The 26,368-nt window shown below is 62.6% G+C and carries 25 protein-coding genes; 13 read left to right on the top strand and 12 right to left on the bottom strand.

Translation table 11 applies throughout. The annotated features are described in order from the left end of the window. Nucleotides 1–210: 210 nt before the first annotated feature. From B9Y64_RS19300 to B9Y64_RS19290, 3 genes are all read right to left on the bottom strand, one after another. Nucleotides 211–1,329: an NADH:flavin oxidoreductase/NADH oxidase gene (locus tag B9Y64_RS19300; RefSeq protein WP_049402762.1), complete on the bottom strand. Its 1,119-nt coding sequence runs from the start codon at nucleotides 1,327–1,329 to the stop codon at nucleotides 211–213. 52 nt (nucleotides 1,330–1,381) lie between these two features. After that, nucleotides 1,382–1,909 (bottom strand): SRPBCC domain-containing protein, encoded by a 528-nt coding sequence (locus B9Y64_RS19295; protein WP_223224789.1) that lies wholly within the window; start codon nucleotides 1,907–1,909, stop codon nucleotides 1,382–1,384. Between the two features lie 177 nt (nucleotides 1,910–2,086). Next, on the bottom strand, nucleotides 2,087–2,596 hold the full coding sequence (locus B9Y64_RS19290) for a lactoylglutathione lyase family protein (RefSeq protein WP_033836000.1): 510 nt from the start codon (nucleotides 2,594–2,596) through the stop codon (nucleotides 2,087–2,089). Between the two features lie 93 nt (nucleotides 2,597–2,689). Here B9Y64_RS19290 and B9Y64_RS22605 point away from each other — a divergent pair, with 93 nt between their 5' ends. Further along, nucleotides 2,690–3,598: a LysR family transcriptional regulator gene (locus B9Y64_RS22605; RefSeq protein ID WP_033835999.1), complete on the top strand. Its 909-nt coding sequence runs from the start codon at nucleotides 2,690–2,692 to the stop codon at nucleotides 3,596–3,598. Here the strand turns inward: B9Y64_RS22605 and B9Y64_RS19280 are convergent. After that, nucleotides 3,558–4,361, bottom strand: coding sequence for an AraC family transcriptional regulator (locus B9Y64_RS19280; protein WP_043033503.1), 804 nt, complete (start codon nucleotides 4,359–4,361; stop codon nucleotides 3,558–3,560). The two genes, B9Y64_RS22605 and B9Y64_RS19280, sit on opposite strands and share 41 nt — an antisense overlap. A gap of 97 nt (nucleotides 4,362–4,458) precedes the next feature. Here B9Y64_RS19280 and B9Y64_RS19275 point away from each other — a divergent pair, with 97 nt between their 5' ends. Continuing rightward, nucleotides 4,459–5,367, top strand: coding sequence for a DMT family transporter (locus B9Y64_RS19275; protein ID WP_043033504.1), 909 nt, complete (start codon nucleotides 4,459–4,461; stop codon nucleotides 5,365–5,367). A 123-nt stretch (nucleotides 5,368–5,490) separates the two neighbouring features. Here B9Y64_RS19275 and B9Y64_RS22600 read toward each other — a convergent pair whose 3' ends face one another. Further along, complete coding sequence (locus B9Y64_RS22600; RefSeq protein WP_080334755.1) at nucleotides 5,491–5,865, bottom strand: helix-turn-helix domain-containing protein; 375 nt, start codon at nucleotides 5,863–5,865, stop codon at nucleotides 5,491–5,493. A 470-nt stretch (nucleotides 5,866–6,335) separates the two neighbouring features. Continuing rightward, nucleotides 6,336–6,581 carry a helix-turn-helix domain-containing protein gene (locus B9Y64_RS19265; protein WP_043033505.1) on the bottom strand — a complete coding sequence of 82 codons (246 nt, stop codon included), beginning with the start codon at nucleotides 6,579–6,581 and terminating at the stop codon, nucleotides 6,336–6,338. A gap of 94 nt (nucleotides 6,582–6,675) precedes the next feature. Between B9Y64_RS19265 and B9Y64_RS22065 the strand changes: the two genes are divergently transcribed. Then, on the top strand, nucleotides 6,676–6,954 hold the full coding sequence (locus B9Y64_RS22065) for a hypothetical protein (RefSeq protein ID WP_033835997.1): 279 nt from the start codon (nucleotides 6,676–6,678) through the stop codon (nucleotides 6,952–6,954). Nucleotides 6,955–6,997: 43 nt separating this feature from the next. On the opposite strand, the gene B9Y64_RS19260 is transcribed toward B9Y64_RS22065, so the two are convergent. From B9Y64_RS19260 to B9Y64_RS19250, 3 genes are read right to left on the bottom strand one after another with little or no spacing between them, the layout of a single operon-like run. Then, complete coding sequence (locus tag B9Y64_RS19260; RefSeq protein ID WP_043033507.1) at nucleotides 6,998–9,991, bottom strand: Tn3 family transposase; 2,994 nt, start codon at nucleotides 9,989–9,991, stop codon at nucleotides 6,998–7,000. 24 nt (nucleotides 9,992–10,015) lie between these two features. Continuing rightward, complete coding sequence (locus tag B9Y64_RS19255; RefSeq protein WP_005413373.1) at nucleotides 10,016–11,287, bottom strand: site-specific integrase; 1,272 nt, start codon at nucleotides 11,285–11,287, stop codon at nucleotides 10,016–10,018. Beyond that, a complete protein-coding gene (locus tag B9Y64_RS19250; RefSeq protein ID WP_012480230.1) occupies nucleotides 11,284–11,697 on the bottom strand; it encodes a MerR family transcriptional regulator in 414 nt (137 codons plus the stop codon). The genes B9Y64_RS19255 and B9Y64_RS19250 overlap by 4 nt, the downstream gene beginning before the upstream one ends. Nucleotides 11,698–11,787: 90 nt before the next feature. Between B9Y64_RS19250 and B9Y64_RS19245 the strand changes: the two genes are divergently transcribed. The 7 genes from B9Y64_RS19245 to B9Y64_RS19215 are packed head-to-tail and all read left to right on the top strand — an operon-like array spanning nucleotide 11,788 to nucleotide 20,493. Next, entirely contained in the window at nucleotides 11,788–13,746 is a 1,959-nt protein-coding gene (locus tag B9Y64_RS19245; protein WP_100442040.1) for a cytochrome c/FTR1 family iron permease, read from the top strand. A gap of 24 nt (nucleotides 13,747–13,770) precedes the next feature. Continuing rightward, nucleotides 13,771–14,388, top strand: coding sequence for a cation transporter (locus B9Y64_RS19240; RefSeq protein WP_005413376.1), 618 nt, complete (start codon nucleotides 13,771–13,773; stop codon nucleotides 14,386–14,388). Next, nucleotides 14,385–14,741, top strand: coding sequence for a hypothetical protein (locus B9Y64_RS19235; RefSeq protein WP_012480228.1), 357 nt, complete (start codon nucleotides 14,385–14,387; stop codon nucleotides 14,739–14,741). The genes B9Y64_RS19240 and B9Y64_RS19235 overlap by 4 nt, the downstream gene beginning before the upstream one ends. A 55-nt stretch (nucleotides 14,742–14,796) precedes the next feature. Continuing rightward, on the top strand, nucleotides 14,797–16,074 hold the full coding sequence (locus B9Y64_RS19230) for a TolC family protein (protein WP_043033510.1): 1,278 nt from the start codon (nucleotides 14,797–14,799) through the stop codon (nucleotides 16,072–16,074). Next, a complete protein-coding gene (locus tag B9Y64_RS19225; RefSeq protein ID WP_021201906.1) occupies nucleotides 16,071–17,021 on the top strand; it encodes an efflux RND transporter periplasmic adaptor subunit in 951 nt (316 codons plus the stop codon). Before B9Y64_RS19230 ends, B9Y64_RS19225 begins: the two co-directional genes overlap by 4 nt. An 8-nt stretch (nucleotides 17,022–17,029) precedes the next feature. After that, a complete protein-coding gene (locus B9Y64_RS19220) occupies nucleotides 17,030–20,221 on the top strand; it encodes an efflux RND transporter permease subunit (RefSeq protein WP_049402758.1) in 3,192 nt (1,063 codons plus the stop codon). Then, nucleotides 20,218–20,493, top strand: a complete 276-nt coding sequence (locus B9Y64_RS19215; protein ID WP_019184735.1) for a hypothetical protein — start codon at nucleotides 20,218–20,220, stop codon at nucleotides 20,491–20,493. The genes B9Y64_RS19220 and B9Y64_RS19215 overlap by 4 nt, the downstream gene beginning before the upstream one ends. Before the next feature lie 15 nt (nucleotides 20,494–20,508). Here B9Y64_RS19215 and B9Y64_RS19210 read toward each other — a convergent pair whose 3' ends face one another. After that, complete coding sequence (locus tag B9Y64_RS19210) at nucleotides 20,509–21,606, bottom strand: UvrD-helicase domain-containing protein (RefSeq protein ID WP_043033512.1); 1,098 nt, start codon at nucleotides 21,604–21,606, stop codon at nucleotides 20,509–20,511. Next, complete coding sequence (locus B9Y64_RS19205) at nucleotides 21,584–23,164, bottom strand: ATP-dependent nuclease (protein ID WP_026070029.1); 1,581 nt, start codon at nucleotides 23,162–23,164, stop codon at nucleotides 21,584–21,586. Before B9Y64_RS19205 ends, B9Y64_RS19210 begins: the two co-directional genes overlap by 23 nt. Nucleotides 23,165–23,438: 274 nt before the next feature. Here B9Y64_RS19205 and B9Y64_RS19200 point away from each other — a divergent pair, with 274 nt between their 5' ends. Next, complete coding sequence (locus B9Y64_RS19200; protein ID WP_021201903.1) at nucleotides 23,439–24,491, top strand: DNA-binding protein; 1,053 nt, start codon at nucleotides 23,439–23,441, stop codon at nucleotides 24,489–24,491. A 20-nt stretch (nucleotides 24,492–24,511) separates the two neighbouring features. Here B9Y64_RS19200 and B9Y64_RS19195 read toward each other — a convergent pair whose 3' ends face one another. Beyond that, complete coding sequence (locus B9Y64_RS19195; RefSeq protein ID WP_238379941.1) at nucleotides 24,512–25,270, bottom strand: hypothetical protein; 759 nt, start codon at nucleotides 25,268–25,270, stop codon at nucleotides 24,512–24,514. Between the two features lie 121 nt (nucleotides 25,271–25,391). On the opposite strand from B9Y64_RS19195, the gene B9Y64_RS19190 reads away from it, so the two are divergent. Together B9Y64_RS19190 and copL are read left to right on the top strand one after the other, a co-directional pair. Then, a complete protein-coding gene (locus B9Y64_RS19190) occupies nucleotides 25,392–25,742 on the top strand; it encodes a helix-turn-helix domain-containing protein (protein ID WP_043033515.1) in 351 nt (116 codons plus the stop codon). A gap of 174 nt (nucleotides 25,743–25,916) precedes the next feature. Further along, nucleotides 25,917–26,336 carry a transcriptional regulator CopL gene (copL, locus tag B9Y64_RS19185; protein ID WP_012480218.1) on the top strand — a complete coding sequence of 140 codons (420 nt, stop codon included), beginning with the start codon at nucleotides 25,917–25,919 and terminating at the stop codon, nucleotides 26,334–26,336. Nucleotides 26,337–26,368 lie beyond the last annotated feature (32 nt).

The following is a 26,368-nucleotide window of genomic DNA, read 5'->3' as shown; positions in this document are numbered from 1 at the left end:
GTCTTCTTCGGCGCCTAGTCAGACCTCCCATCCCGTCTCGCTCACGCAGCCGCTTCGGTGACCCCTGGCGGACAAGGCGGAGCAACTTTAATGGTGCCTGTCCCCGCCTGTGTTGAGGCGGGGTAGCAGCTTGCAATGGCGTTAGGGATTCTCGATGGGAGCCAGATCATTTGCCCCTATTGCTCGATGGAGGAGGGGGCTGGCTCGCTCCTATTGAGCCGACGCCTTGCCCGGGCCTTTGTATCTGCTCAGCCAATAGCTGTAAGGCGTGGGTAGCACGCTGGCTGGGAGCTCCTGGCCAAGCGCAATGGCCATTTGGTACGGATAGTGCGGATTGGATAGGTGGGCCCGCCCGATCATCACTAGGTCAACCTGACAGTCCGCTACAACGCGCTCGGCAGTCTGTGGATCATCGATGCACCAACCTGTGGCCACCGGAAGCCCAGTTTCATTAGCAAATCGCTCAGCAAGGGGTGCCAGGAACGCCTGTGTACCCCATGGGACGCGGCCACCAAGAGCACTGAAGCCAATGCTCACGTTGAGCAGATCAAGCCCCAACTCTCGCATTTCTTTGCCAATCTCAATGGAGTCGACCAGTGCTTGGCCATCGCGCGAGTTGTACTCCACAACTCCAAAGCGCGCGGTCAGCGGCAGATGCTCGGGCCAAACCTTACGGACGGCCGCCAATGTCTCCAGCAGGAAGCGTGCTCTGTTCTCCGCACTGCCACCGTAGCGATCCTCCCGCTTGTTGCTGTCGGGGCTGAAGAAGCTCTGCGCCAGATAGCCATGAGCGAAGTGAAGCTCCAGCCATTCAAATCCTGCAGCAAGCGCACGCTTGGCTGCAGCGACGAAATCCGCTTGAACGCGATGAATGTCCTCAACCGTCATCTCGTTGGGAACTCTATCGAGCGAGCCGCCAAAGGCGATCGGCGAGGGACCAAGGATCGCCCATCCTGCGGGATCATCGGCTGCGATGTGGTCATCGCCTTGCCATGGCCGATTTGCACTAGCCTTGCGCCCTGCGTGGCCGATCTGGATGCCAGCTACGGCACCGCCTTGCTTGATGGCAGAAGCGATGGCTGCCATTCCTGGAATTTGCTCATCACCCCACAGGCCAGCACATCCCGGGGTGATGCGTCCTTCCGGAGACACGGCGGTAGCCTCGACAATCACGAGCCCAGCGCCTCCGCGCGCAAGCGCGGCATAGTGGCTGAGATGCCAATCGTTGATACGGCCGTCCTCCGCACTGTACTGGCACATGGGCGGCACCGCGATACGATTCTTAAGAGTGACACCTTTGAGCTCGAATGGGCTAAACAGGGCAGACATAAACGGGGCTTTGGGGAGAGCAAGAGGAGCAAGCACGGGGATTTACTCCGGCTTAGGACGTTGACTTGGCGGCTCGAGCTGCTTCCACCAGGCCGTCCAGCCAATCCTGGTGACCATTGATCATTGGATTCGGCTTGGCCAGACGCAGGGCTTCTGCAGGCTGTCCCTTCTGCGTCTCCTGCGTGAGGATCCGCACTCGGCCACCATCAAGGTCTTCGACAATCCACGCATGATGAACGTCAAGTCGATCGGCAGACCCGGGCTCACCGGCCCAGCCATGCCAAGCGATCCGGCCCGGACCCTCGGAGGTAGGAGCCTCATGCTCGACGCATTGAGCCTCCACGGGGAAGCCAAAGGTTTCAAAGTAGAATCGATCCCCGTTTCGCAACAGAGGGCCGGCGCCATCGTGGAAGCGCACATTGGCTGAATTTCCGTAGTAGGTCGGCCACAGACGTGGCTCTTCAAGCAACGGCCAAACATCAGCTGCGGCAAGGCCGAGGACGATCAGCTCATTCGAGACAAAGTTTTCGGTGTAACCAGGAAGGTAGCCTTCCGGCCAACGAATGCCGTTCATTTTCATCATATGCTCCTTAGGGCTAGCGGCGCGGCTCGCCGATGAATCGTTAAAATTACGTTCGCCAGCTTCTAACTTGCAGACCTCTGACTTCTACAGCCGAGACACTTGCTCCGTACCGTCGTGTCTCAGTTTGGCGAGGACTGCCTGGCAGTCGAAAGCTGGCTGAGGGTGTGCGTGGAGCTAGACGTACGCGCCAGCTGAATACGTAAGCTCGTAGCTGTGGCTGTAGATCTCCAGGATGTTGCCCAGCGGATCCTCCATGTAAACCATCCGATAGGGCTTCTCCCCTGGGAAGTACTCTCGAACCGGCATTCGCTGCTTTCCACCAGCTGCCACAATCCGAGCGGCCAGGCCTTCAACGTCCGGATCCTGAATACAGAAGTGGAAGACGCCCGACTTCCAGTACTCGAAGTTGTTCGCGGGACGCTCGGCGTTATTGAACTGGAAGATTTCGACTCCAACCCGGTCACCAGTGGATAGATGTGCAATGCGGAAGCTGCCCCATCCAGGCCCAAACACATCCGTGCACATCACGCCAATTGCGCTTTCGTCTTCAGCAATCCTGGTCGGCGGCATGACGAGGTACCAGCCCAAGACTTCTGTATAGAAGGAAACCGCGGCATCGAGATCGGTAACAGACAGGCCGATGTGGGAGAAGGCGCGAGGGTAGGGAGGGGGTAGGGCAGGCACGGCACACCACTGAAGAGAGGGGTAGCCGCAAGATTAGACCCTGCAACTCAACCATGATCTGATCCATTTTTATCAGATTGATAAAATATTCTTATGCTGAATGAGCATTGGCTCCGATCCTTTCGGGCTATCGCAGAGGTCGGGAGCTTTACCAGGGCCGCAGGCCAGCTGCAGCTCACCCAGGCTGCGGTCAGTCAGCATGTACGTCATCTTGAGCAACAGCTGGGTGCCCTGTTTCTGCGCAGACCACGATTTATTGAGCTGACGCCGGCGGGAATGGCTCTATTGCAGTACTGCCAAGAGATGGATTCGGCCGATCGCCGGCTTCAAGCCAAGCTCGCGAGCGCGGACAGCGATCAGGGGGAGTTTGCGCTGATAACCCCCGGGAGTGTTGGCCTTGCTCTTTACCCGGTGTTGCTGGACTTCCAGCGCACCCATCCCGGCTTGATCATTCGTCATCGCTTCTCGCCGGACCCAGAAATCCTATCGGCGGTACTGGAGAAGAAGTACGAGGTGGGTCTACTTGCACTTCGGCCGGATGACCCTCGGCTGCGGGCTGAGCCCTTCACCGAGGAGGCGCTTGAGCTGGTAGTTCCGAGAGGTGCCTGCGCGGACAGCTGGGCGGATCTTCAAAAGTTGGGTTTCGTTGATCATCCAGATGGCCAGGCTATGGCCACCCGCCTTCTCGCCCGCAAGTTCCCAGGAAATCCAGGCGTACGCGCGCTTCCTATACACGGCTTCACCAATCAGGTTGCGCTCATCCTTGAGCCGGTATCGCTCGGGCTGGGATTCACTGTCATTCCGCGACACGCCCGTGAATCCTTCGCTCGGCAAGACGCAATTGAGGTGGTTGACTGTGGATCTCCGGTGGTTGACACCCTCTGGATGATCCATCGATCCGAATGGCCACTGTCTGGGCCAGCTAAATGGTTGACCCAACAGCTTCGAGGCCTGCCTCGATTCAGCGGGAGGAGGGCTCCACCTCTCGCTGGAGCGGACTGAGGCCCCTTCTATACTGGTCTGGGGTCCGGCCAGAGTGTCGCTTGAACATCTCACTGAAAGACGTTGAGTTTGCATAGCCCAGATCGTCTGCAATCTGCGTAATTGATCGGTCTGAACCCAAGGCATCAATTGCCCTCAGAAAACGAAGCCGACTGCGCCACTCTCCGAACCCCATCCCTAGCTCGCGCTTTGCCAAGCGCTCAAGTGATCGAACACTAATGTGGTGGCGCTCTGCGACCTCAAGTGCCGACGGAGAGTCCTGAAGGGAGGTCTCGGCATAGCTCAGAATCCGCTTTAGCACGTCACCGCTGGCCAGCGGCAGGAAGCTCGACATCACCGGCGCGGCCAGAATCAGGTCAAGGGCGACCGCGGAGAGTCGCCGGTCTTCTGGCTTAACGGCCTCGCCGATGTCACGACGGGCCAGTTCGTCCAAGATCTCCCTAAGCAACGAGCTAACCGCTAACGCAGTCGGAATGCTGGGCATCTGCGCCGACGCGCCGACCGAAAGGTATGCGGATCGATAAGCAACCGCACCACGGTTTCGGGATGAGTGGTGAACACCAGGCGGAATCCATATCGCATAGTGGGTAGGGGACACCATCCAGTCCTCGCCTACCTGTAACTCCATGACACCCTGCGCAACATAGTTGAACTGCCCCCACGGATGCACACGAGCATCCCAGTCGGAGGGAGGCAAAGTCCCTTGCCGAACGTAGATGTCTCCAGGGATGGAGCTGAACGAGGGGACGGGGTCCATTGCCATGTCGCATTCAAGATGAAGATTGGCGCAAATTATGGATGTAACGAAATTCCGCCAAGTCTACGCTACTGGCTGTTGATATCCAGTATCTGAGGATGCCATGTACTACCTGCTCCCCCTCCTGGCCTGCCTTCTCTGGGGCGCCAACACCATCGTTACAAAGCTCGCTGCAGGGACCGTCGGCCCGGTCGATATTAGCTTCTGGCGATGGCTTGCTGCGGCCATCATCTTGCTCCCATTCGCCCTGCCGCGCCTGAAGTCGAACCTAGCGGTCCTGAAAGCCAATTGGGCACGCTTCCTCGTGCTCGGTGCTTTGGGCGGTGTCATGTTCCAATGCCTGGCGTACTACGCCGCACATTTCACTTCTGCGACCAACATGGGCGTTATCCAGGCACTCATCCCGTTGATCGCTCTTGCCTTGTCGCGCATCTTCATGGGTCACGCAGTCCGCGGTGGCGCAGTGATTGGTTCGATCATCTCCTTGGTTGGGGTGATAGCGGTAGTGTCCCATGGTGACTTTGAAGCCTTGGTTTCCCATGGAATCAACAAAGGTGACGCCCTGATGCTGCTGGGCGCTTTGGCTTTTGCCACCTACAATTTGCTGATGCACAAGTGGCGCATTCCCGTAACGCTGATCGAATCCCTGTTTCTTCAAGCCATGTCTGCAACGATCCTGCTGCTACCTCTTTTCCTTGTCGCAGGCACTGGCGTCCAGGGTGGCGCAGCCATCGGCTGCATTGCATTCGCAGCAATCGGCGCTTCGATCATGGCACCGTTGGCATGGATGACCGGCCTGCATCGGCTGGGCTCTGCTCGCGTGGCCGGGTTCTTCAATCTCGTCCCGATCGTCACTGCATTGCTTGCGGTGGTGGTCCTCAAAGAGTCTCTGAGCACCTGGGTCGTGGGTGGCGGTTTGATGGCAGTATTTGGTGTGGTACTGGCGGAGTACGCAGCTCGCAAGAAGCCTGACGAGGTCATGGTCGTGGATGACACCTCGACCAAGCGCTGAAAGACAATTGCATAGCTGCAGTTCAAATGAAAACGGGCCGCTTGAGGCCCGTTCTCCTTGTTCGGGGAACGCTTCTTCGGCTAGCCAGGTTCAAAGGGCCCTCTCCTCAAGGTGAAGTTGCATCTAGACAGCGCTCTTCAGCTGAGTTGGGCACATGCCGGTTAGTCGGCGAAACATTGCAATAAAAGGGGAGGGGCCGCTATAGCCCAGCCGCTTGGCAACATCACCAACTTTGCAGTCGCTCTGGAGGAGAGGGAGGGACGCAGCAAGCTTCAGCCTCTGGCGCCACTCACAACATCCCAGGCCAGTAGCGGCAACCCAGCGTCTTGCAGGAGTCCGAGAGGATACGCCAGCAACTTCTGCCCATTGAACTAGTGACTGGCCACTTCCTGGATCGGCTTGTAGCGCATCGATGATGGGGGCTAACAAGCGCGAAAACGCCAAGAATGCGCGGCCAAAGCTTCTGTTCCGGTAACTCAGCGAATGACCGGGGATCACCCCAAAGCGGAAAGGCTAACAGTAGGAACCGGGGATGCTTCGCGGCCCAGCTGCGCATCTTGCGCTGCCGCCGCCAAGCGATAGCCTTTGCGTCTCGAAGCTTGTGTAGGGCGCAATCCTCCACGTCAGACAGTCGCGCCGAAAGGGTATAGGCCCCGCGACAAGCCCATCGGAGGCATTTAGGGGTTCGCTTTAGCGACCTGTGGAGCTGCTGTGGAGTGGGCCGGAGAAATGTCTTCACATCAACAACTGTAAAGACGTCGCTTCACCCGGATCTACACGAGGGTTCAGACCCCACGGTTCCACAAAACAGCCTAAAGTTTCGACCCGGCACGCCGAGGCCGATCTACGTCACGGATTTCCGGCAGGGCGTGCCCCTTCCATCCGGTTGGCCGTCTGTCACTGGCGTGTGCGCCTGGTCCCGACCGGCCGGCAAGAAGCGCGAACCTACCGCTACACCCTAAGGGGCTTTAGTCTTTGATTCGCTTCTCAAAGTTTGTGATCAACTTGCCCAGCGAAAGGCCTGTCAGGCGGGCGATATCTCTCAGCTCCACCACATCAACCCTTCTCTTGCCTGTTTCGACGTCGCTGATGAATGACTGGCTGCGGCCCAGCATGCTGGACACCTGGGCCTGGGTCAGACCGGCAGCTAGCCGCGCCTCGCGAACAGCCTCAATGAGGGCAGCGTACTCTTTTCGATGGATGGACTTCGACACGACCGCGCCTTGGCTGAGCGGCCTAGAAAGCTATATCCAGTTCTCCGATATCTAAAAACCAGATATTCTGTCTTCTTCATTGACAGGGGGACGCATGAGCGAACAGCCATACCGCTTCATCACCGCGGCCAGAAGCAGAGCAACACTGATCCTGGCAGCATCAGCACTGCTAGCTGCCTGCAGCGGTCCGACAGACAAGAAGATGGTTACGAATGGAACCCAGCAGCAATACCGGCAGTCAATTGACGCTATCGACGCGGAACTCAATGCCCACGAAAGAGCGGCCTTCAACTGGGCAGTCGCTGGGATGAACCTTGAAGAGGGTCGGCAGGGAATCATTACGTACAGGGCCAAAAGCTGCCTAAGCGACTGAATTTCAAAGTTGATTGCTCGTCTCTCGATCAGGTTCTCCCCATCTATGGGGTCTGTTCAAGCACCTTGGCTGTGTAGCTCAGCGGCGCCACTTCCCTTTCAAGATCCAGGTGGTAGTCGCCGAAGCGATTGATGTGGCTGGTCCGATAAGGCGACAGGCCGGCCAGGATCTCGGGCGTCAGTTCAATCCCCTCCTTCCTCATCTCGGCCAAGGTCCGGCTCATGCCTTCCACGTTGTGGAGGATGATCATGTTGGCCACCAGCTGGCTGTACTTGATGATCTTGCGCTGCTCGTGTTGGACGTTCTCAGCAATGATCCCCTGGCTGCCAAAGAACACCCATTTCACGAAGCCGTTGTATTCCTCGCTCTTGTTGGTGGCAGCATGGATCGTTTTGCGGATCTCATTGTCATCAATGTAGCGCAGCAAGAACAGCGTTCGAACGGCCTTGCCAAGTTCCCGGAAGGCGAAGTACAGCTTGTTCTTCCGGCTGTAGGTGCCCAGCCGGCGCAGGATCGAGGACGCGGTGATCTTGCCCAATCGGATTGAGATCACCACCCGCAGCATGTCGTGGAGATGGGTGGCGATCAGTTGCCAGTCGATGCTGTCCCCGAACAGTGCCTGGATGTTCTTATAAGCCCTACCCGGTTCGGGCCGAAAGAATGTCAGGTCCTTGATGTTCCGGATCCGGGGCATCAGCTGGATGCCCAGCATGTGGGCCAGGCCGAAGACCGGATAGCTTTGGGCCTGCGTGTCGCCATGGACGATCTCAGGCTGGATGTCGGAAGTGTTGGCCAACAGACCGTCGAGGATGTAGATGCCCTCGTGCACGCCACAGGGAATGAAGTGGCTGAACGGCGCTACGTATTTGTCGGACACGTGGCAGTAGCCGATGCCACCGTAGCCGCCGTAGCGGATGTGATACTCCGACAGCAGGTTGTCCTCGTAGACGCTCCACTTCGTGCCATCAGCTGATGCGCTCTTGCCGCTGCCCCAATAGCCAGGCAGGTCGAATCTGTTGTAGGTATTGATGACCTCCACGATGGCCTTCTCAAGCACATCCTCGGTCACGTATTTCAGGTTGAGCCAAGCGACTTGGCGCCGGCTGAAGCCCTTGATCGACCGCGCCGTCTGCGTCGGCCCCAGGTTGCAGCCATAGCAGAATAGCGTGGTGATCACACGTCGGGGCAGATCTTCGACCTGGCTCTCGGTGCCGGCGATCGGGCGGAAGAAACGGTGCAGATCCAGCCATTGGCTGGCATCGATCAGGACATCGACGATGCTGGATTCTGGAAGCCGTTCGGCGATGAGGCGATCCACCGTGGTAATCGCGCTGGAGACTTCGGCGCGTTGCCCCTTCCGCAGCACCAGGCGCCCATCCAGGATGTCCGCATGTACGTTCTCCGGGAAACGCGCGTCGACCTCATCGGCCAGGGAGGTCAGTTGTGCACGTAATCCCGCCACGAAAGACTCGGCGTCGGTGGGCAGGCCTGACACCTGGCCGTAGGCTTCCAGTTCCTGGGCCAAGGTGGCTTCATCGACCAGCTGCTCACGGTAGTCATCAAACCGTTCGCTGCTGGGAATGAAGAGATCTCCGGACTTCAGTTCGTCCTTGACCTGCACCAGCACGGCCAGCTCGAAGTACTTACGGTGCATCCAGCCGGCGCCGGCTGCACTGGCCCGCTTGCCGAACACGTGCTGACACCAGAGCTTGGACATCCAGTCAAAGTCCTTTTCCGGGTCCAAACCGAGGGAGGCGACCTCGATCAGCTCACGGCGCTGGTTGCGCAGCGAGAGCACCGCTGCGATCAGCGGCTCCATGCCGGCGTCGTGGCTGGTCGCCCGAAGTTTCATCAGCTCCAGCCCATTGAACAGCAGCGGCCTGACCGCGCCATAGGGCTGCAGCATGAAAGGCAGGTAGTTCTTCCCGGCGTAGGCCATATGTTCTTCGCATTCGGCCAGCAAGGTCGACACTTCCGCTTCCAGGCTGTTGTCGATGGCATCCACGCGCTGACTATCGCTGCCGTCTAGCTGATAGGCCTGCAGGATTTCCTTGAGCTGGCCGATGAGGAAGTCGGCCCGTTTGGCATGTTCGAGCTGGTAGGCCAGCAATTTCTGCTGGGCCGTGTTCTCCAGCCCGCGCACCTGCTTGATGAACAACTCGGCTGCATCATCCAGTGTCTTGGCATGCTGGGCGCGAATGAAGATGGTGGCCAGCGCATAGCGCTTGTCCGGAGCCAGTTCGGCCAGCTCGCTGGCGTCATAGGCCCGAGCCATTGCACGGAACTGCTTGAGCTTGGGCACCGGCACATCGATGGGAGGCAGCTGGTCGGCCAACTGCTGCAGCATGCGGATGTGCTGCAGGTAGAACCGAACTTCCTTGTTGGTGGGCCGGCCGGGCTCGCGCTTGAGTGATTGCCAGCCGGTGAACCTGGACCCTTCCGGTGCGCGCAGCAGTTCGTCGATGAGCGTGCGCGTGGCAGGCGTCAGCGCGTGGCTGATGCTGCGGTAGTAGCCCAGATTGACCCGCTCACGGGCGCCGATGGCGGCCAGCTCCAGAGTGCGGAAACCGGGCAGTTCGTAGCGATGGTGCACCAGCTCTTCGAGCAGGACGTTCACGATGTCCGGGATGGTGTGCTTGGTCTGGGCTGCTCCGGTGGCCACTGTGTCCAGCCAAGCCAAGCCCGATTTATCCAGGGGACGTACCCCGATGAATTGCCGAAGCTGCGGCATATGCCGGCGCTGGCTGCCGGAAGCGTCGTAGCGTTCGAGCTGGTCGGTGTCCAATACGCGCCCGAGTCGGGCGGCCTTGGCGATGTGCTTCCGGATCCGCTCGGGTACGTCGGCCAACAGCGTGAAGTAGCCCAAGCGTTGGAAGAGCTTGAGATGAATCAGTACCGCCAGCTGCGGACCCGGCTGGGTGGTCAGCTGCTTGGCGAATGCAATCTCAGCGGCGGTCGGGGTATAGATCTCCTCCAGTTCCTTGGCGGTGGGATCAGGCTTCAGTCGCGGGTAGGCGGTCTCGTGAAGGGTAGCCATTGGATCCGGAGGGTGTGAGGGGGATCAGTCCCAGTGCCGGCCGTCGTCTGTACTGAGCGACGCTTCCAGGAAGCACTGGTGCGTATCGGCCATGCGGTGCATGTCATCGAGCAACGTGGCCAGGATTTCATCCAGATCCCTTTCGGGATCGGTGGGAGCAGTCAACTGGTACTCGCTGCTGGCGGTGTTCAGGCGCACAGCCTGGAACGGGGCCAAGCAGATCTCTTCAATTCGGCCTCGGGCCTTGGCCGCGCCGCGGCCCGTGCGGGCAAACGGGGTCAGCACCATGCGCAGGCGCAGCTGCAGGGCCGATTTGCCCTCCGGCGCCGGCAGTGCCATCGCCGGTACCGGCACGGTTGGACTGGGCAGGCTTGCTTCAATGCGGTCCCGGGCAAACGGGTCACGCCCGTCCAGGTAACGCATGGCCGACTGCACATCGCGCCAGCCCACGTACTCCATCAAGGCCTTCATGTCCCAGCCTTGGTCGTTGGCCCAGCTGGCAAAGCCGCGGCGCAACGAATGGCTGCTGTGGAGCCCCGCATCGGCAAAGCCTGCACTGGTCAGCAACTCGCGCAGCAGGCGCACCAAGCTGTTGGGATGCAGGCCTTCGGCGCTCACCTGGCCCCATTGGTTGACTGCCCGAAACACCGGCCCTTCTTGCAGGTCGGCCGCCTGCAGCCACGCCTGGGTCGCCTCCACCGGACATAACCGCGACAGCGCCGGCACCTTGTAGGTGACGCCGGCTGCTTGGCGATCACCCTTGCTGCGTGGCAAGAAGCAGGTCATCCCCTGTCCCGGCACCAGCGTGAGATGGGCCACGTCCAGACGCAGCAGTTCATCGCCACGGAATCCCCGCCAGAACCCGAGCAGCACCAGCGCTCGGTCTCGTTGATGGCGCAGCGCCGCCGGCCCATCGCCCCGGGCATGTGCCGCAGCGATCGCCGCGGCCAGCCAGTCATCGAGCTCGACCAGCCGCCGAATCTGGAGCGGCGCGGCTTGCTTGACCTGGCCCGGGTGCAGGGTCTGGATGCCTTTGAGCACCTTGCGCACCAGCGGCGATCGGGTCGGGTCGACAAAGCCGTGGTCGCGGTGCCAAGAGGCGATGGCCGCCAGACGTTGGCGGAGGGTGCTGGTCGCCAAGGTCTGCGCATAAGCGGCCAGGTACCGGGCCACGCTGTCAGGTGTCGCTGGGAGGTGGCCTTGCCATTCAACCTCGAAGTGCCGCAGCGCCGACGCATAGCTGCGCACCGTGTTCTGGCGCGTGGCCGCATCGAGGTAGCGGTCCAGTTCGGTCACTGGCGCGTGGCCTCCACCGAGGTCGTCTGGCGCAGCGTCGACAGGATGGTGCATTCCGCCCGCTGCCCGCCATGGCAACTGGCAATCACCCGTTCCAGCTCGCTGGCCATGCGCTGCAGGTCGGCCATGCGGGCGCGCACGTCGGCCAGATGGCTGCGGGCCAACCGGTCCACGTCCCCGCACGAAAGCTCCTCATCGCCGGCCAGCTGCAGCAGGCTGCGGACCTCCTCCAGGCTGAAGCCCAGGTCCCGGCCACGCGCAATGAAGCGCAGCCGCTCGATGTCGGCCGGGCCATAGACCCGGTAGCCGTTGCCCGTGCGCCCCGGGCGCGGCAGCAACCCGATCCGCTCGTAATAGCGAATCGTCTCCAAGTGGCATCCGCTGGCGTCGGCAGCCTCACTGATTTTCATTCGTAGTACGCTTGACTCCGTAGTAGCTACGGACTTTACGCTGAACCCGTATCCGCCGCCACTCCGGCCGCGGCGCTGCATGTGACGACCATGCCACTGCCCATCGCCTTGATTCGCTACTGCCTGATTGCCTTGCTGATCGGCTGGGTTCTGCCCGCTTCTGCTCAGGCGGAGCCTGCCGCAGCAGACCTGCGCCAAACCTGGCAGATGCTCGATTACATCGCGGTCGACTACCCCGGCGCGGTCCAGGCCGGTCGCGTAATTGCCCCCAACGAATACGCCGAAATGAGCGAGTTTGCCGGCGCCGTGCGCAGTCAGCTGGCAGCATTGCCCAGTGGCCAGAACCAGCAGGAGCTGACGGCCCAGGCCGACCGCCTGGTCCAGGCGGTGGCAGAGAAGGCCGACCCGGCGCAAGTGGCAACGTTGGCGCGCGGGCTCGGCACGACGCTGTTGGCCCGCTACCCGATCGGCGCTGTTCCGGCGAGCGCGCCGAAGACCTCCCAGGCCGCGTCCATCTACAGCCAGCAGTGCGCGGCCTGTCACGGCCCCACAGGTCACGGTGATGGCCCCGCCGCGCAAGCGTTAAGTCCGCCGCCGATCGCGTTCACCGATGCCACTCGCGCCGCGCAGCGAACGCCGCTGTCGTTGTACGAGGTCATTTCCCAGGGTGTGCCGGGTACCGGCATGGTCAGCTTCTCTGGGCTGTCAGAAAGTGATCGCTGGGCGTTGGCATTCTATGTGGGCAGCTTGGGGTACTCCTCGCAAGCCAAGGCTCAAGGTGAGGCGTTATGGCGCACCAGTGCCGAGGCCCATACGCACATTCCCTCGCTCGAAGCGCTGACACGCACGCGAGAGGCCGATCTTGCCACCACGATGCCCGCCGATCAGGCAAACGCGATCATCGCCTACCTGCGTTCGCAGCCACAGGTAGTAAACGAAGCGGTACCAGGAGCCGATCGCTTTGCGGTGGCGCGGCAGCGACTGGCCGCCAGCCAGCGCGCTTACGCTGATGAGGACCTGGCTCAAGCCAAAAAGCTTGCGCTCTCGTCCTATCTGGATGGTGTAGAGCCGCTTGAACCCACGCTGGCCACGCGCAATCCGTCATTGCTGCGAGAGATCGAGACGGCCATGGCAGGCTACCGCGCGCAGCTGGATCAGCATGCGCCCGCGGCTGACGTTGCCGGGCAGGCAGCGCAAATTGCCCAGCTGTTTGATCGCGCGGACGTGGCGCTGCAGGACACCCGAATAGGCGCCAGCACCGCGTTTCTAGGCAGCTTTACCATCTTGGTACGCGAAGGACTGGAAGCGCTGCTGATCGTGATTGGTATCGTGGCGTTCTTGCGTAAAGCCGAGCGGTCTGATGTGTTGCCGTATGTGCATGCGGCTTGGATCTGCGCGTTGTTGGCAGGCGCAGCTACCTGGGCGGTGGCCACTTACTTTGTTGATATCAGCGGTGCGAACCGGGAAGTCACTGAGGGCGTCTCGGCCTTGTTCGCTGCCGCTGTCCTGCTCAGCGTAGGCATCTGGATGCACCAAAAGAGCCTTGCAGGGCGGTGGCAGGAGTACCTGCACGCCAAGCTGACGACTGCGCTGACACGGCGCTCGGCTGTTTTCCTGTTCATGCTGGCCTTTGTCGCGGTGTACCGCGAGGTGTTTGAGACGATCTTGTTCTACATCGCGATGTGGAGCGATCAGGCGTCCACCGCCATCCTCGCAGGCCTGGCGGCGGGAATCGCGGTGTTGGCTGCGGTGGCGTACTGGATGCTGCGCATGAGCAGGCGGCTGCCGATTGGCCGGTTCTTTTCGATCAGCTCGATTCTCATCGCGGTGATGGCGGTCATCCTGATCGGTAAAGGCGTGGCCGCGTTGCAGGAAGCGGGCTGGATCTCTCAAACACCGCTCGCGTTGCCGCGCATCGAGTGGATCGGCCTGTATCCCACCTGGCAGTCGCTGCTGGCGCAGGTATTGGTAGGCACCGCCGCCATCGTGGGGTTCCTCGCCAATGCCCGTTCCGGTGTGCGTAGACAGCCAGGCGCAAACAAGCAATGAAACAACACAGCAGAGGACCAAGACATGAGTGATTGCGGGTGCCACCACGAAGCCAAGAACAAGGAGGAGCGACGCATCCTCTGGATCGCCTTGGTCCTGAATGCAGCGATGGCCGTGATCGGCGGCATTGCCGGCTGGATTGCCCATTCCACCGGGCTGCTGGCTGACGCGCTGGACATGCTGTCTGACGCCACCGCCTATGCCATTGGCCTGGTCGCTATCGGGCGCACGGCGCGCTTCAAGGCCAACGCCGCGTGGGTCAGTGGCAGCGTGCTGCTGGTGCTGGGCGTAGGCGTGCTGGTCGAAGTCGGCCGCCGGGTGATGTACGGCGCCGAGCCGGTCAGCGGTTGGATGATCGGTACCGCTCTGGTCTCGCTGGCCGTGAACCTGAAGGTGCTCCGTATGCTCGCCCCCTTGAAGTCTGGCGAAGTGCATCTGCGAGCGACCTGGCTGTTTACCCGCGCCGATGTGGTGGCCAACGTTGGGGTGATTCTGGCCGGCCTGTTGGTGTGGTGGCTGGCCAGCCCCTACCCGGATTTCGTGATCGGCGCCCTGATCGGCCTGTATGTGATCAAGGAGGCTTTCGAGATCTTGGGTGATGCTCGCCGGGCGCGTGCCGACGCGCGCAAAACGCCTGCATGACAGCGCTTGGCCGGCTGAGCTGTGGCCTGCGCTGGCTGCTGCTGGCGCACTTGGCCGTGGGCCTTGTGACGCAGCCGGTGCTGGCAGTGGTTGGCGAGCTCCATGCTCAAACCCATCTGGCCGCGGCCGACCATGACCCGGCAGTGGCATCACCAGCTTCCGAGCGTGGCGTAGACGCCGCGCTGCACCGGCTACAGCAGCTGGTGCTGTGCTGTAGCCAGGCCGCGCCGGCTCCAGAAATAGTGTTGGCCATTGCTCATATCGGCCGGCATTGGCCGTCGGCGACAGCCCATGCGGACAGATATCGGCATGAGCACCTGCTCGCGCCGTTCCGGCCGCCGATCGCAGGGTGATGCGCGCCGGCGTGCGCCGGATCCCTGTTGGCTATCGAAAATTCTGGAGTACTTCATGCATGTGCGATTGGCGGCCCTGGCCGCGTGGCTACTGTTGAGCGCGGCGGCAACGCCGGCGACAGCAGAAGAGCTGATGACCTTGGACGACGCGTTTGCACGCGTGGCCCAAACCCACCCCGAGCTGCGCCTGGTCGATGCGCGAGCCACGGTGCTCGCTGCCGAGCGCGACCAGGCCGTGCAGCGGCCACCGTGGACGTTGGGGGCGGAGGTTGAAAATGCGCTGGGCACGGGCGCGGCCCGTGGCCTGGACAGCGCGGAGTTGACCTTGAGCCTGAGCTCGGTCCTGGAGCGCGGCGGCAAGCTCGACGCCCGCCGCACCTTGGCCCAAAGCCGGATTGATGCACTGGCCGTGCAGCGCGAGACCAGGCGGCTGGACCTGCTCGCCGAGACGGCGCAGCGCTATTTGGCCGTTGTCGGTGCCGACCGGCAACGCAGCCTGACGAACATGGATGTCGGCCAGCGCCAGCGGACCGTCGCCGCTGCCCGGCAGCGCCTGCAGGCTGGCGCGTCTCCCGAATCGGTGATGCTCACCGCACAAGCAGCACTGGCGAGAGCAGAGTTGACCCGTGATCGGGCCGAGCAGCAGCGCATTGCCGCCCGGCAGCACCTTGCTGCCCTCTGGGGCGAACGTGCTCCGAGCTTCGAGGTGGCCGCGGCGGATCCCATGACCCTGCCGGCGATCGCGTCCATGCAGTCGCTGGCCGAGGAATTGGAGCGCACTCCCGAGTTGGCGCAGTTTGCCGATGCCCGCCGGATCGCGCAGGCACGACTGCAGCTGGCGCGTTCGGCGGCCTCGCCGGACTTGTCGTGGCAGCTGGGCGTGCGCCGCCTGCAGGAGACTGACGACACCGCGCTGGTGGCCAGCCTGTCCATGCCACTGGGCAGCCGCAGCCGCGCGCAGCCGGAGATCCGCGCCGGCGAAGCCGAGCTGGAGGTTCTGACGATCGAGCGCGAGGCCAAGGGCCTGTCGCTGTATTCCACGCTGGTCGAAGCCCATGGTCGCTACACCGTGGCGCAGGCCGAGGTGGCACGGCTGCAAGGCGAGGTGCTGCCGAAGTTGGCCCGGGCTGAGAAGGCCGCCGAGCGCGCCTATCGCGCCGGCGCGATCAGCTACCTGGAATGGGCACAGCTGCAGTCCGAACGCACGGCCATGGCCCAGCAGCAGCTGGACGTGGCGCTCGATGCGCAGCGCGCCCTGATCGAAATTCAACGCCTGACCGGCCAAGCGCTTGTCGCGCCGCCGGCGGCTGCTTCCACCGGAGAGACCCCATGAATCGCTTTTCTTGGACCGCACTGGGCATGGCCCTGATGATGCTGGCCGCCTGCAACGCGTCGGCCCCCAACGAAGCGTCCGAAGGCGGCGCCGCCGCTGAGGGCGAAGAGCACGGCGAGCACGAGGAAGCGCCGCTGGAAACCAAGATTGCCGCCAAAGCTGCGCAGGCAGCGGGTATCCAGGTCGCACCGGCAGGCCCCGGTGAGATTGCTGACGAGCATGAGGTGCAAGGGCTGTTGACCCCGATTGACGGTCGCATCGCGCAGGTCACGGCACGCTTCCCCGGACCGGTCCGCTCCGTGCGTGCGGGCGTGGGTGATCAGGTACGGGCCGGCCAGGCACTGGCCACGGTAGAGAGCAACCTGAGCCTGACCACCTATACCGTCACCGCGCCGATCAGTGGCGTGGTCATGGCGCGCACGGCCGCCGTAGGCATGGCCGCCGCTGAGGGCGCGCCGCTGTTTGAGGTCGCCGACCTGTCCACGCTGTGGGTGGACCTGCACATCTTCGGCGCCGACGCCCAGCACATCGGTGCTGGCGTGCCGGTGACGGTTACCCGCTTGAGCGATGGCGTCACCGCACAGACCACCTTGGAGCGCGTCCTGCCCGGCACCGCCACCGCCAGCCAAAGCACCATTGCGCGCGGCACGGTGGCCAACACCGATGGCCTGTGGCGGCCGGGGTCGGCGGTCAAGGCGCGGGTCACCGTGGATCGCCAATCGGCAGCGTTGGTGGTGCCGATCACGGCGCTGCAGACCGCAGAAGACCAGGACGTGGTCTACGTGCAGCAGGGCGAAACCTACCACACCCGGCCGGTGAAGCTGGGGCGCCGCGACGCCGAACGCGCCGAAGTGCTGGAAGGCCTCAAGGCCGGTGAACAGGTGGTGGTGGCCCAAAGCTTCCTGATCAAGGCCGACATCGAAAAGTCCACCGTGGAAGAAGAATGAGGCCCGCCATGCTCGAACGCCTCATTGGGCTGTCCATCCGCCATCGCTGGCTGACGCTAGTGCTCACCGCTGCGCTGGTTGCGCTGGGCGTGTGGAGCTACCGTCACCTTTCCATTGACGCCACACCCGACATCACCAACGTCCAGGTCCAGATCAACACCCAGGCCCCGGGTTACTCGCCGCTGGAGGCCGAACAACGGGTCACCTTTGCCATCGAAACGGCCATGGCCGGTCTGCCCAAGCTGGACTACAGCCGCTCGCTGTCGCGCTACGGGCTTTCGCAGGTCACCGTCGTCTTCAAGGACGGCACCGACCTGTACTTTGCCCGCCAGCAGGTCGCCGAGCGCCTGCAGCAGATCGCCTCCCAGCTTCCCGAAGGGTTGGACCCGGAAATGGGGCCGATCTCCACCGGGTTGGGCGAGATCTTCATGTACACCGTGGAGGCCGAGCCCAACGCTCGCAAGCCCGACGGCACCCCGTACACGGCCACGGACCTGCGCACCCTGCAGGACTGGGTGATCCGGCCGCAGCTGCGCACCACGCCCGGCGTCACCGAGGTCAACACCATCGGCGGCTTCGAGCGGCAGATCCACATCACTCCCGATCCAGCTCAGTTGGTGGCGCTGGGCTTCACGTTGAACGACGTGGTCGCCGCGGTCATGCGCAACAACCAGAACATCGGCGCCGGCTACATCGAGCGCAACGGACAGCAGTTCCTGGTGCGCGTGCCGGGCCAGCTAGCCAATCTGGAGGCAATCGGCAACATCGTGCTGGACCGGCGCGATGGCGTGCCCATTCGGGTGCGCGACGTCGCTAGCGTGGGCGAAGGCAAGGAGCTGCGCACGGGCGCGGCCACCCAGAATGGCCACGAGGTCGTGGTCGGTACCGCCTTCATGTTGTTCGGCGCCAACAGCCGGGAAGTCTCCCAGGCGGCCGCGGCCAAGCTGGATGCCGCCAACGCCAGCCTGCCTGCCGGCGTCCATGCCAAGGCCGTCTATGACCGCACCGCGCTGGTGGATCGCACCATCGGCACGGTGTCCAAGAACCTGATCGAGGGCGCGCTGCTGGTGGTGGTGGTGCTGTTCCTGCTGCTGGGCAATGTGCGCGCCTCGTTGATCACCGCGGCGGTGATCCCGTTGGCGATGCTGTTCACCATCATCGGCATGGTGCGTGGCGGCGTGTCGGGCAACCTGATGAGCCTGGGCGCGCTGGACTTCGGCCTGATCGTGGACGGGGCGGTGATCATCATCGAGAACTGTCTGCGCCGGTTCGGCGAGGCGCAGCACGCGCTAGGCCGCCAGCTCAACGATGAAGAGCGCTATGACCTGACCGCCTCGGCCACCGCCGAGGTGATCCGTCCCAGCCTGTTTGGCCTGGGCATCATCGCCGCGGTCTACCTGCCGATCTTCTCGCTGTCCGGGGTAGAAGGAAAAATGTTCCACCCGATGGCGATCACGGTGGTGCTGGCCCTGACCGGCGCCATGGTGTTGTCGCTGACCTTCGTGCCGGCGGCGATCGCCAGCTTCCTGCGCGGCCGTGTGGCTGAGCACGACAACCGCCTGATGCGCTGGTCGCGTGCCCGTTATACGCCGCTGCTGGATTGGGCCCTGCGTCGGCGCGTGGTGGTGCTGGCCGGCGCGGCCGTGCTGGTGGTGGGCTGTGGCGTGCTGGCCACCCGCTTGGGTTCGGAGTTCGTGCCGAGCCTGGATGAGGGCGACATCACCTTGCAGCCCATGCGTATTCCCGGCACCAGCTTGGAGCAGTCGGTGGCCATGCAGGAAACGCTGGAGAAGCGCCTGGCCCAGTTCCCGGAGGTGGCCAACATCTTCTCAAAGATCGGCACCGCCGAGGTGGCCACCGATCCTATGCCGCCGTCGATGGCCGACACCTTCCTGATGCTCAAGCCCCGCGACCAGTGGCCCGACCCGCGCAAGCCCAAGGCCGAGCTGGTGGAAGAGCTGGAGGCGGCGGCCAAGGAAATCCCGGGCAGCAACTACGAGTTCACCCAGCCCATCCAGATGCGCACCAACGAGTTGATCTCCGGCGTCCGTTCGGACGTGGCGGTCAAGGTCTACGGCGACAACCTTGACCAGTTGACGCGCCTGGCCAGCCGGGTCGAGCGGGTCATGCGTAGCGTCCCCGGCGCCGAAGACGTCAAGGCCGAGCAGGTCTCCGGCCTGCCGCTGCTGACCATCACGCCAGATCCGGCGGCATTGGCACGGTATGGCCTGAACCCGGGCGATGTGCAGGAAACGGTGGCCACCGCCATTGGGGGCAGTGTTGCCGGCCAGTTGATCGAGGGCGACCGCCGCTTCGACCTGGTCGTGCGCCTGCCCGAAGCGCAGCGCCAAGACCCCGCTGTGCTGGCAGATCTGCCCATTCCGCTGCCGGCAAGCACCAGTGTCGATGAGTCCAGCCGTCTGGCCGCCGGCGCCAATGGGGGGCCTCGCACGGTGCCGCTGCGGGAAGTGGCGAAGATCCAGGTAGAGCGCGGGCCCAATCAGATCAACCGCGAGAACGGCAAGCGCCGCGTGGTGATCACCGCCAACGTGCGCGAGCGCGATCTGGGCGGGTTCGTCGGCGAGTTGCGCACACGCATCGGCCAGGATGTCGCGCTTCCAGAGGGCTACTGGATCGATTACGGCGGCACCTTCGAGCAGCTGATCTCGGCCACCCAACGCCTGGGCGTGGTCGTTCCGGTGACACTGGCGTTGATCTTCGCTCTGCTATTCATGGCCTTCGGCTCGGCCAAGGATGCGGCCATTGTGTTCAGTGGCGTGCCGCTGGCGCTGACCGGCGGTGTGCTGGCACTGGCTCTGCGCGGGATTCCGTTGTCGATCTCTGCCGGCGTGGGCTTCATCGCGCTGTCGGGCGTGGCCGTACTCAACGGGCTGGTCATGATCGCCTTCATCCGCCGTCTGCGCGAACAGGGCGATCCGCTAGACGACGCTGTGCGCGACGGCGCCCTTGGACGCCTGCGACCGGTGTTGATGACCGCCCTGGTAGCCTCGCTGGGCTTCCTACCCATGGCCTTGAATGTCGGTGCTGGCTCGGAAGTGCAGCGGCCGCTGGCCACTGTCGTCATCGGCGGCATCGTCTCATCCACCGCATTGACCTTGTTGGTGCTGCCGGTGCTCTATCGTTGGCTGCATCGCGACCGAGCTCCCCGCGCCGGTAGCACTGCTTTGGAGTCCCCATGAACGAGCTCAACCTGGAACAGGTCCGTGCGGCGATGTTTACCGACCCGGGCGTGAAAGCGGTGGACGACCTGCGCCTGGTCGCCGGTGAGCATGGCCGTGCGATCGCGGCCACCATCACGGTCGCGGCGCCCTCGGTCGACCTGGACCTGGTGCATGCTGTGATTGCCCAGGTCCTGGCCGATCAATTCGGCATCGATCAGATCATGCTGTGTTTCAACGACCCGGGCCCGGTACCGCCGCCGCCCACCGCGGCGCCGTTAAAGAAGATGTGATCGCAGCCCCTGGCTCTATGCGTCTGCGCTGGCAGGCGCATAGAGCTGATGACCCGGCAACGCGCACGCGCCGGCATACACAAAGGCCACGCTTTGCCGCGCCCGGGTGAAGGCCACGTAGTATTTCGGCGGCGCGGTGATACGCGCTGCATCGGCCGTGCGCAGGTACTGCGTCAACGGCCCGTTCGGAAAGATGAGGACCCGACTGTAGGTGCGGCCCTTGCACTGCCCAAAGTTCACCGCCGGCAGTCCGTCGCACGCCTGCCGCCGGTCATGCCGGAGCACGGTGGGGGCGAACTCCTGCATGTACGCGGCCACATCCCCTGGAGCGACGAGGTAGATGCCATCGTGTCCGGTGACCTCGCCATTGCCTGATTGGGTCCGCGGCATCTGCGGATAGAGCGTGTCAGCCATATCGCACAGGGCCTGGACGCAGCGCAGACTGGTGAGGCGGTGATCCAGCCGGCATAAGCCGTCGGCCTCCCAAATCTGAAACAGCGCTGCCAGATTCGGACCACGGTATTGGCTGTACCTTTGCGCATAGTTGGTCGCATACGTGGCTTGGCGCGTATCGCCTACCAACGTGATGGCAATCTCGCTCTTCAACAGCCGTTCGACCAGATCCAGATCAAAGCCGGCCAGATCCTGGACTTCGTCGATGTAGAGCTCGTCGTACATCGCCGCCAATCGCGCCACGACCTGGCCTTGGGTCAGCTCATCGCAGCGCACAGCGAAATCGGCCGCTCGGTCCGAATACATCCGGTTGCCCGCCAGGTAGTGGCGCGCCACCTGGGTGCGTGGGGCGCGGTTGTTGGTGACACCTTCTACGAACAGGATGGTCTCGATGCGAGGCTCAGGGCAAAGCGCAGCCTGGTACGGGCGAATGCACTGGCGCAGCAGAAAGCCATACCAGCTGTGCAAGGTGACATGCGCGGGGACCGCGCCTGCGTGGGCCTCAAACGAGCGCCGGATCTCTTCCAGGTTTTCCAGCGTGTAGGTGACAATCGCGATGCGGCGCTCAGGTCGCTCCAAGGCCTGCCGGACCAGCAACGTGGTCTTGCCCGAGCCGGCTGCCGAGAGCAGGACCCGGTTAGGTGATGGCACGCTGGACATAGTCCGGGAACCTGATCGAGTGCGGGCTATTGAAAATCGCCAAGGCCGTATCGGTCTTATGGCCCTTCATGTACTTGAGCAGCGCCACCTCATCGGCAAAGGCCTTGCCCAGCACGGTATTGAGTTCGGCCAGCGAGTTGGCTTTGATCAGCTGCTCTTCCAGCGAAGGGGCGCTCTCGTCGGAATCGTAATAGATCGCGTTGATGTGCTCGGCATAGCGCTCTTGCACAACTGCGATATCACCGTCGTTGTCGGTGATCACCTTGGCCTGAATCCTCAGTCGATCGGCAATCTGCAAGAAGCGTTTGAATGCCAACGACTTGACCGAAATGATGTCTACGCCGTGAGCCATCGGCGCCACGCCGTGATGGTCACTGTAGGCACGCTGCACGATCAGTTCGTCGGAAGGGCCTTCCACCAGGATCGCCTGCTTGGCCAGGATCAACCGCAGCGTGTCGTGGCCCGGCAGCTTCATGAAATAGTCGTGGGTATCGCTGGGCAGCTGGTCCAGCTTCATCTGGCCTTGCGCGCTGAACAGGATCACGTTGTCCACGCCCAGCTTGTTCAACACGAAGCTGCTGTGGGTGGCGATGATCACCTGCTGGGCGGTGGAGAGGGCCGCAATCTTGTCGATCAGCTGGGTCATGCTGGAATAGGACAGATGGTTCTCCGGCTCCTCGATCAGCAGCACGTGAGCCGCGCCGGCCGCGTGCATCGCCAGCTTCATCTTCACCGCGCTTTGCTCGCCCTTGCCGGCCTGGGTGAACGGGAGCTCATCCAGGTAGGGTGACAGGCTGGTTTCCCACGTTGAGCGCGGCGATGTGTCCACGCCTACCGTCAATGCCCTGTGGCTGATGTCCCCGGTGTGCTCGGTCAAGTAGGCATTGATCGCTGCCACATCCGCTTCTTCGGAAAAGCTCTGCCGCATGCGGCGGAAGCTCAGCGACAGCGAGACGCGCTGCGCAGGCGTCAGTGCCTGCTCGATGATGCCGGCGATATAGCGATCGGCACCGGACAAGGTCTTGATGCCGTGCGTGTCGATGATGGTCGAGTCGAACGGAATACTACGGGCGGTGACGCCATTGTTGGCGAAGGAGTACCAGCGCACCGTGTAGTACTCCACCGGCAGGCTGACCGCGCCCTGGTGCTGCTGCAGGTAGGCGTTGAACTCCTCGCGGTAGTCGTCGTTGAGCTCGACCAGCAGCCGGATGCCGGCGGTATCCAGACGCAGGGAGTTGTTGGTGCCGCGTAACGACGCCAGCGCGGCGTCGGCGCCCAGATAGGCTTCGATGGAGATCCGTGGCGGCGAGGCCGGCGTGCCCGTGGCAAGCGCTCCCAAGTACTCCTGCACCGTGGGCTGGTGGAACAGGTAGGGCGTGAGCTCGTAGGCAAGATTGCGCCCATGCAGCTGGCCGGTGACCACCGCGTGGATGGCCTCCAGCAGGGTGGATTTACCGACCTCGTTGTCGCCCACCACCAGGTTCATGTGGGCATTGAGGGGCAGGTCCAGATGGCGAAACGACTTGAAGTTGTCGATGACGATACGTTCGATCGGCATGCACAGTCCTATGATGGCCAACGGGCTCGGTGGCGGAGCCTGCCTGCACCCTGGCTGGCCTCCTTTCCGCTCTGGGCCATACTACCCAGCGATCGCCGGCCCTGGGCGGTTTCGTACTGCTTGGGACGCCGGGAAGGGTCAGAATCCGCCTTACGCGGGATAATTCAATATTATCCCGTATAACTATTTTCGCCGACGAGCGGTCGTCTACCTGCTTTAATAGTATGTAATTACATGGTATGTAATACATTACGAAATAAAGTGAGGTGGCACGATGGCGCGCGCAGGACTCTATAAGAGTGACGTCCAGAAGGCGCGCGACGCGCTGCTGGCCCAACGCAAGAAGCCGTCAGTCGACGCGGTGCGAGTGGCCTTGGGCAACACGGGCTCCAAGACCACGATCCACCGCTACTTGCGTGAACTGGAAGGAGAGGAAGGCGGCGGTCCGGCGAGGACGGTAGCCGTTAGTGATGCTTTGCAGGACTTGGTTGCGCGCTTGGCCTCGCGGCTCCAGGAGGAAGCAGAGGCCATCCTCACCCAGGAGCGTGAGCGCCATCAGGCTGAGCTCCACAGTCGGCAACAGGCGCTTTCCGGTGCCCAAGAGGAGGCTGCCGCCTTGAGCAGTCGGCTGCAGCGCACCGAAGCAAGCCTGCACCAAGAGCAAGCTGCTCACGCCCTCCTTCAACAGAATCTAGGTGACAGGATCGCGGAAATCGCCCAGTTGAACGAGCGCATCGCTGGCATGACGGTGCGGCTGGCTGATCATGAGGCGCATACGCGTTCTCTGGAGGACAAGCATGCCCATGCCCGGGAAGCGCTTGAGCACTACCGCACTTCAACCAAAGAGCAGCGTGAGCAAGAGCTTCGCCGTCACGAGCATCAGGTCCAAGAGCTGCAAGTAGCCTTACGTCAGGCCAATGAAGCCTTGGGCGCGAAGAATCAGGAGCTGTTGGTGCTGAACCGCGACAATGGTCAATGGCTGGAGCGCCACGGGCGGATTGAGCGTGAGCTTGCCCAGCTACGACAGGCCCACGAAGGCCAACACAGCGAGGTCGTGGCGTTGCGCCAGACCGCGACGGACTATTTGGCACTGCAGGAGCGCTGGAAGACTGACGCCAAGACCTTGGATACCATGCGCAACGAGCTAGCTCAAGTTCAAGACACCCTTGCGCGGGAGCGTGAGCGCCGCGAGAGCGCTGAAGCCGATGCGTTGCGTGCCAATGCACGTCTTGAAGCGCTAGAGCCTCTACTGAATCAACTGACGCCAGCACAAAATGCGGTGAAGAAAACTCGGCGCGGCCATGCGCAAGATGGGGGAGCCGACTGACGAGGCTGCTCGTTTGTCTGCTAGCGGCTGGGGTGGCGCTCACCTGTCCAGTACGCCCATTCCATAGGGACGACCCAATCTACAAACAGTTTGGCTACTGAGGACTCCGGTGCCAAATGATAGGGCTTGAACATGCCTTGCTCGGGCGAACTGGTCATCAGGTAGCGCAGGCGCTTCTGGACCTCCTGAAAGATGGCTTCCCGCACATGGGCGCTGTCGTGCACGCCAAGACGCATCGCCACCGAGGCACCTTGGCGTACCGCCGCCCAGCAGCAGTAACGCCACCGCGCGATCGGCAAGCCCCGCGGTCCGGATTGAAAGACGAACCCCACATCACGTGCCCAGCCTGGGTCGAAGTGATGTTTGAGCAATTGCTGCTCCAGAAACTGCTCGGTCTCCCAGAGTGCAAGTTCATCCCACAGCTCCAGTTTCGCGTCCGCCAAGTCTACATCGTGTGCCATATCGCCGAGTTGGTCTTCCAGCACCGGGAGCAGGTGCCTGCGCTCGTGGGTAGACCAGGCGAAAGCCCATTGCAGATCTTCGATGGGCGTGACCTCGGCATCGGGGCGGATCTGCCATCGATCCGCTGGCCAGGGAACTCGGATCAAGGCCAAGTCTCGCAGCGTGTCCAGCACCAGCAAGGTGGAGCGGCGTGTGGGCGCCACCGGTAGGCGTCGTAGCTGCGCGGCTAACAGTGCGGCTAGGAAAAGGGTGCCACGAAGGCCCAACTCCTCGATGCTGGCGACCCCAGATGGCGTCATTGACGAGGTTCCGGGCATGCGGTTTCCGGGGATGAGGGAGCGGCGTGGCTCCTGGGGGGGGGCGGCGCTACCGGTGTCGCCGGTTGCCTCAAAGCTAAGAATATCTTAGTATGCAAGGCTGGGTACATCCGCCATCCTTATGGGGTCTCCATGGGGTGCGCGCGTGACTTTGTCCGTCGACTCAACACCGACCTTCGCTCGACGCCTCAAACAAGCCCGCCTGCACACGGGTTTGTCGCAGAAGGAGTTGGGCATCCGGGCCGGTCTGGATCCTCACGTGGCCAGCCCCCGAATCAACCAGTACGAGCGTGGCAAGCACGAGCCCATGCTGGAGATTGCTGAGCGGTTGGCCCAAGCGTTGGGGATCCCCGCCGCCTTCCTTTACACCGACGATGATCTGCTGGCCAAGTTGCTCCTGCGCTGGGGCTCGCTAAGCAAGCAGCAGAAGCGCGAGTTGGTGAAGCTGATCGAGGCCACGCCCGAGAAGTAAACCGAACAAGCGCTCGCCCTATGGGCAACTCTTCGCCTCAACCCGCCCTTTGGGCGCTTCTGGAGGGAGCTGCAGTGTCCGCGGCTAGTGCGACTGACAAGTCGCGACATCTCAGGCTTACTTGAGATTTTGTTCACGACCGATACACACGCGCCTTGTCTAAAGTGATATACCATGTCGCCCGTGTCAGCCTCCTCACTTCTACTGCGACTGTTCCTGATCGCCATGCTCGTGCTTAACGGCGCGTGGTCGGCGTTTGCGTCCGTCAGTATGAACCCGGTCATGGAAGAGCAGGCCAGCGAAGTGGCTGCCGCGGTGCAAGTCGACGAAGACTGCTTCGCCCATCACAGTGCTGAGCATCATCCCGATGCCACATCGATTGAAAAGGCTGGCACTGGGCATGGCGACCATGCCGGTCCCGACTGTTGCAAGTCTTCTGCGTGCCGGTGCGCCTGCGTACACGCTTGCGCGAGCGCACTTCCTGCGCGCCTGCATGTTTCGGTGCAACTGGCCTTGGGCCTGGATGTCATGCCGCTGCCCCTAGGGCATGCGGCACCTGCCTTGCCTCATCTGATCCGACCACCGATCGGCTAAGCGTCCCTAGGCGCCGCAATGGCGCCGTTGGT

Origin of the sequence: Stenotrophomonas maltophilia (assembly GCF_002799245.1) — a bacterium.
GTDB classification, from domain to species: Bacteria; Pseudomonadota; Gammaproteobacteria; order Xanthomonadales; family Xanthomonadaceae; genus Stenotrophomonas; species Stenotrophomonas maltophilia_S.
The sequence above is the reverse complement of the archived record's forward strand: the minus strand, read 5'-3'. Positions and strand labels throughout refer to the sequence as shown.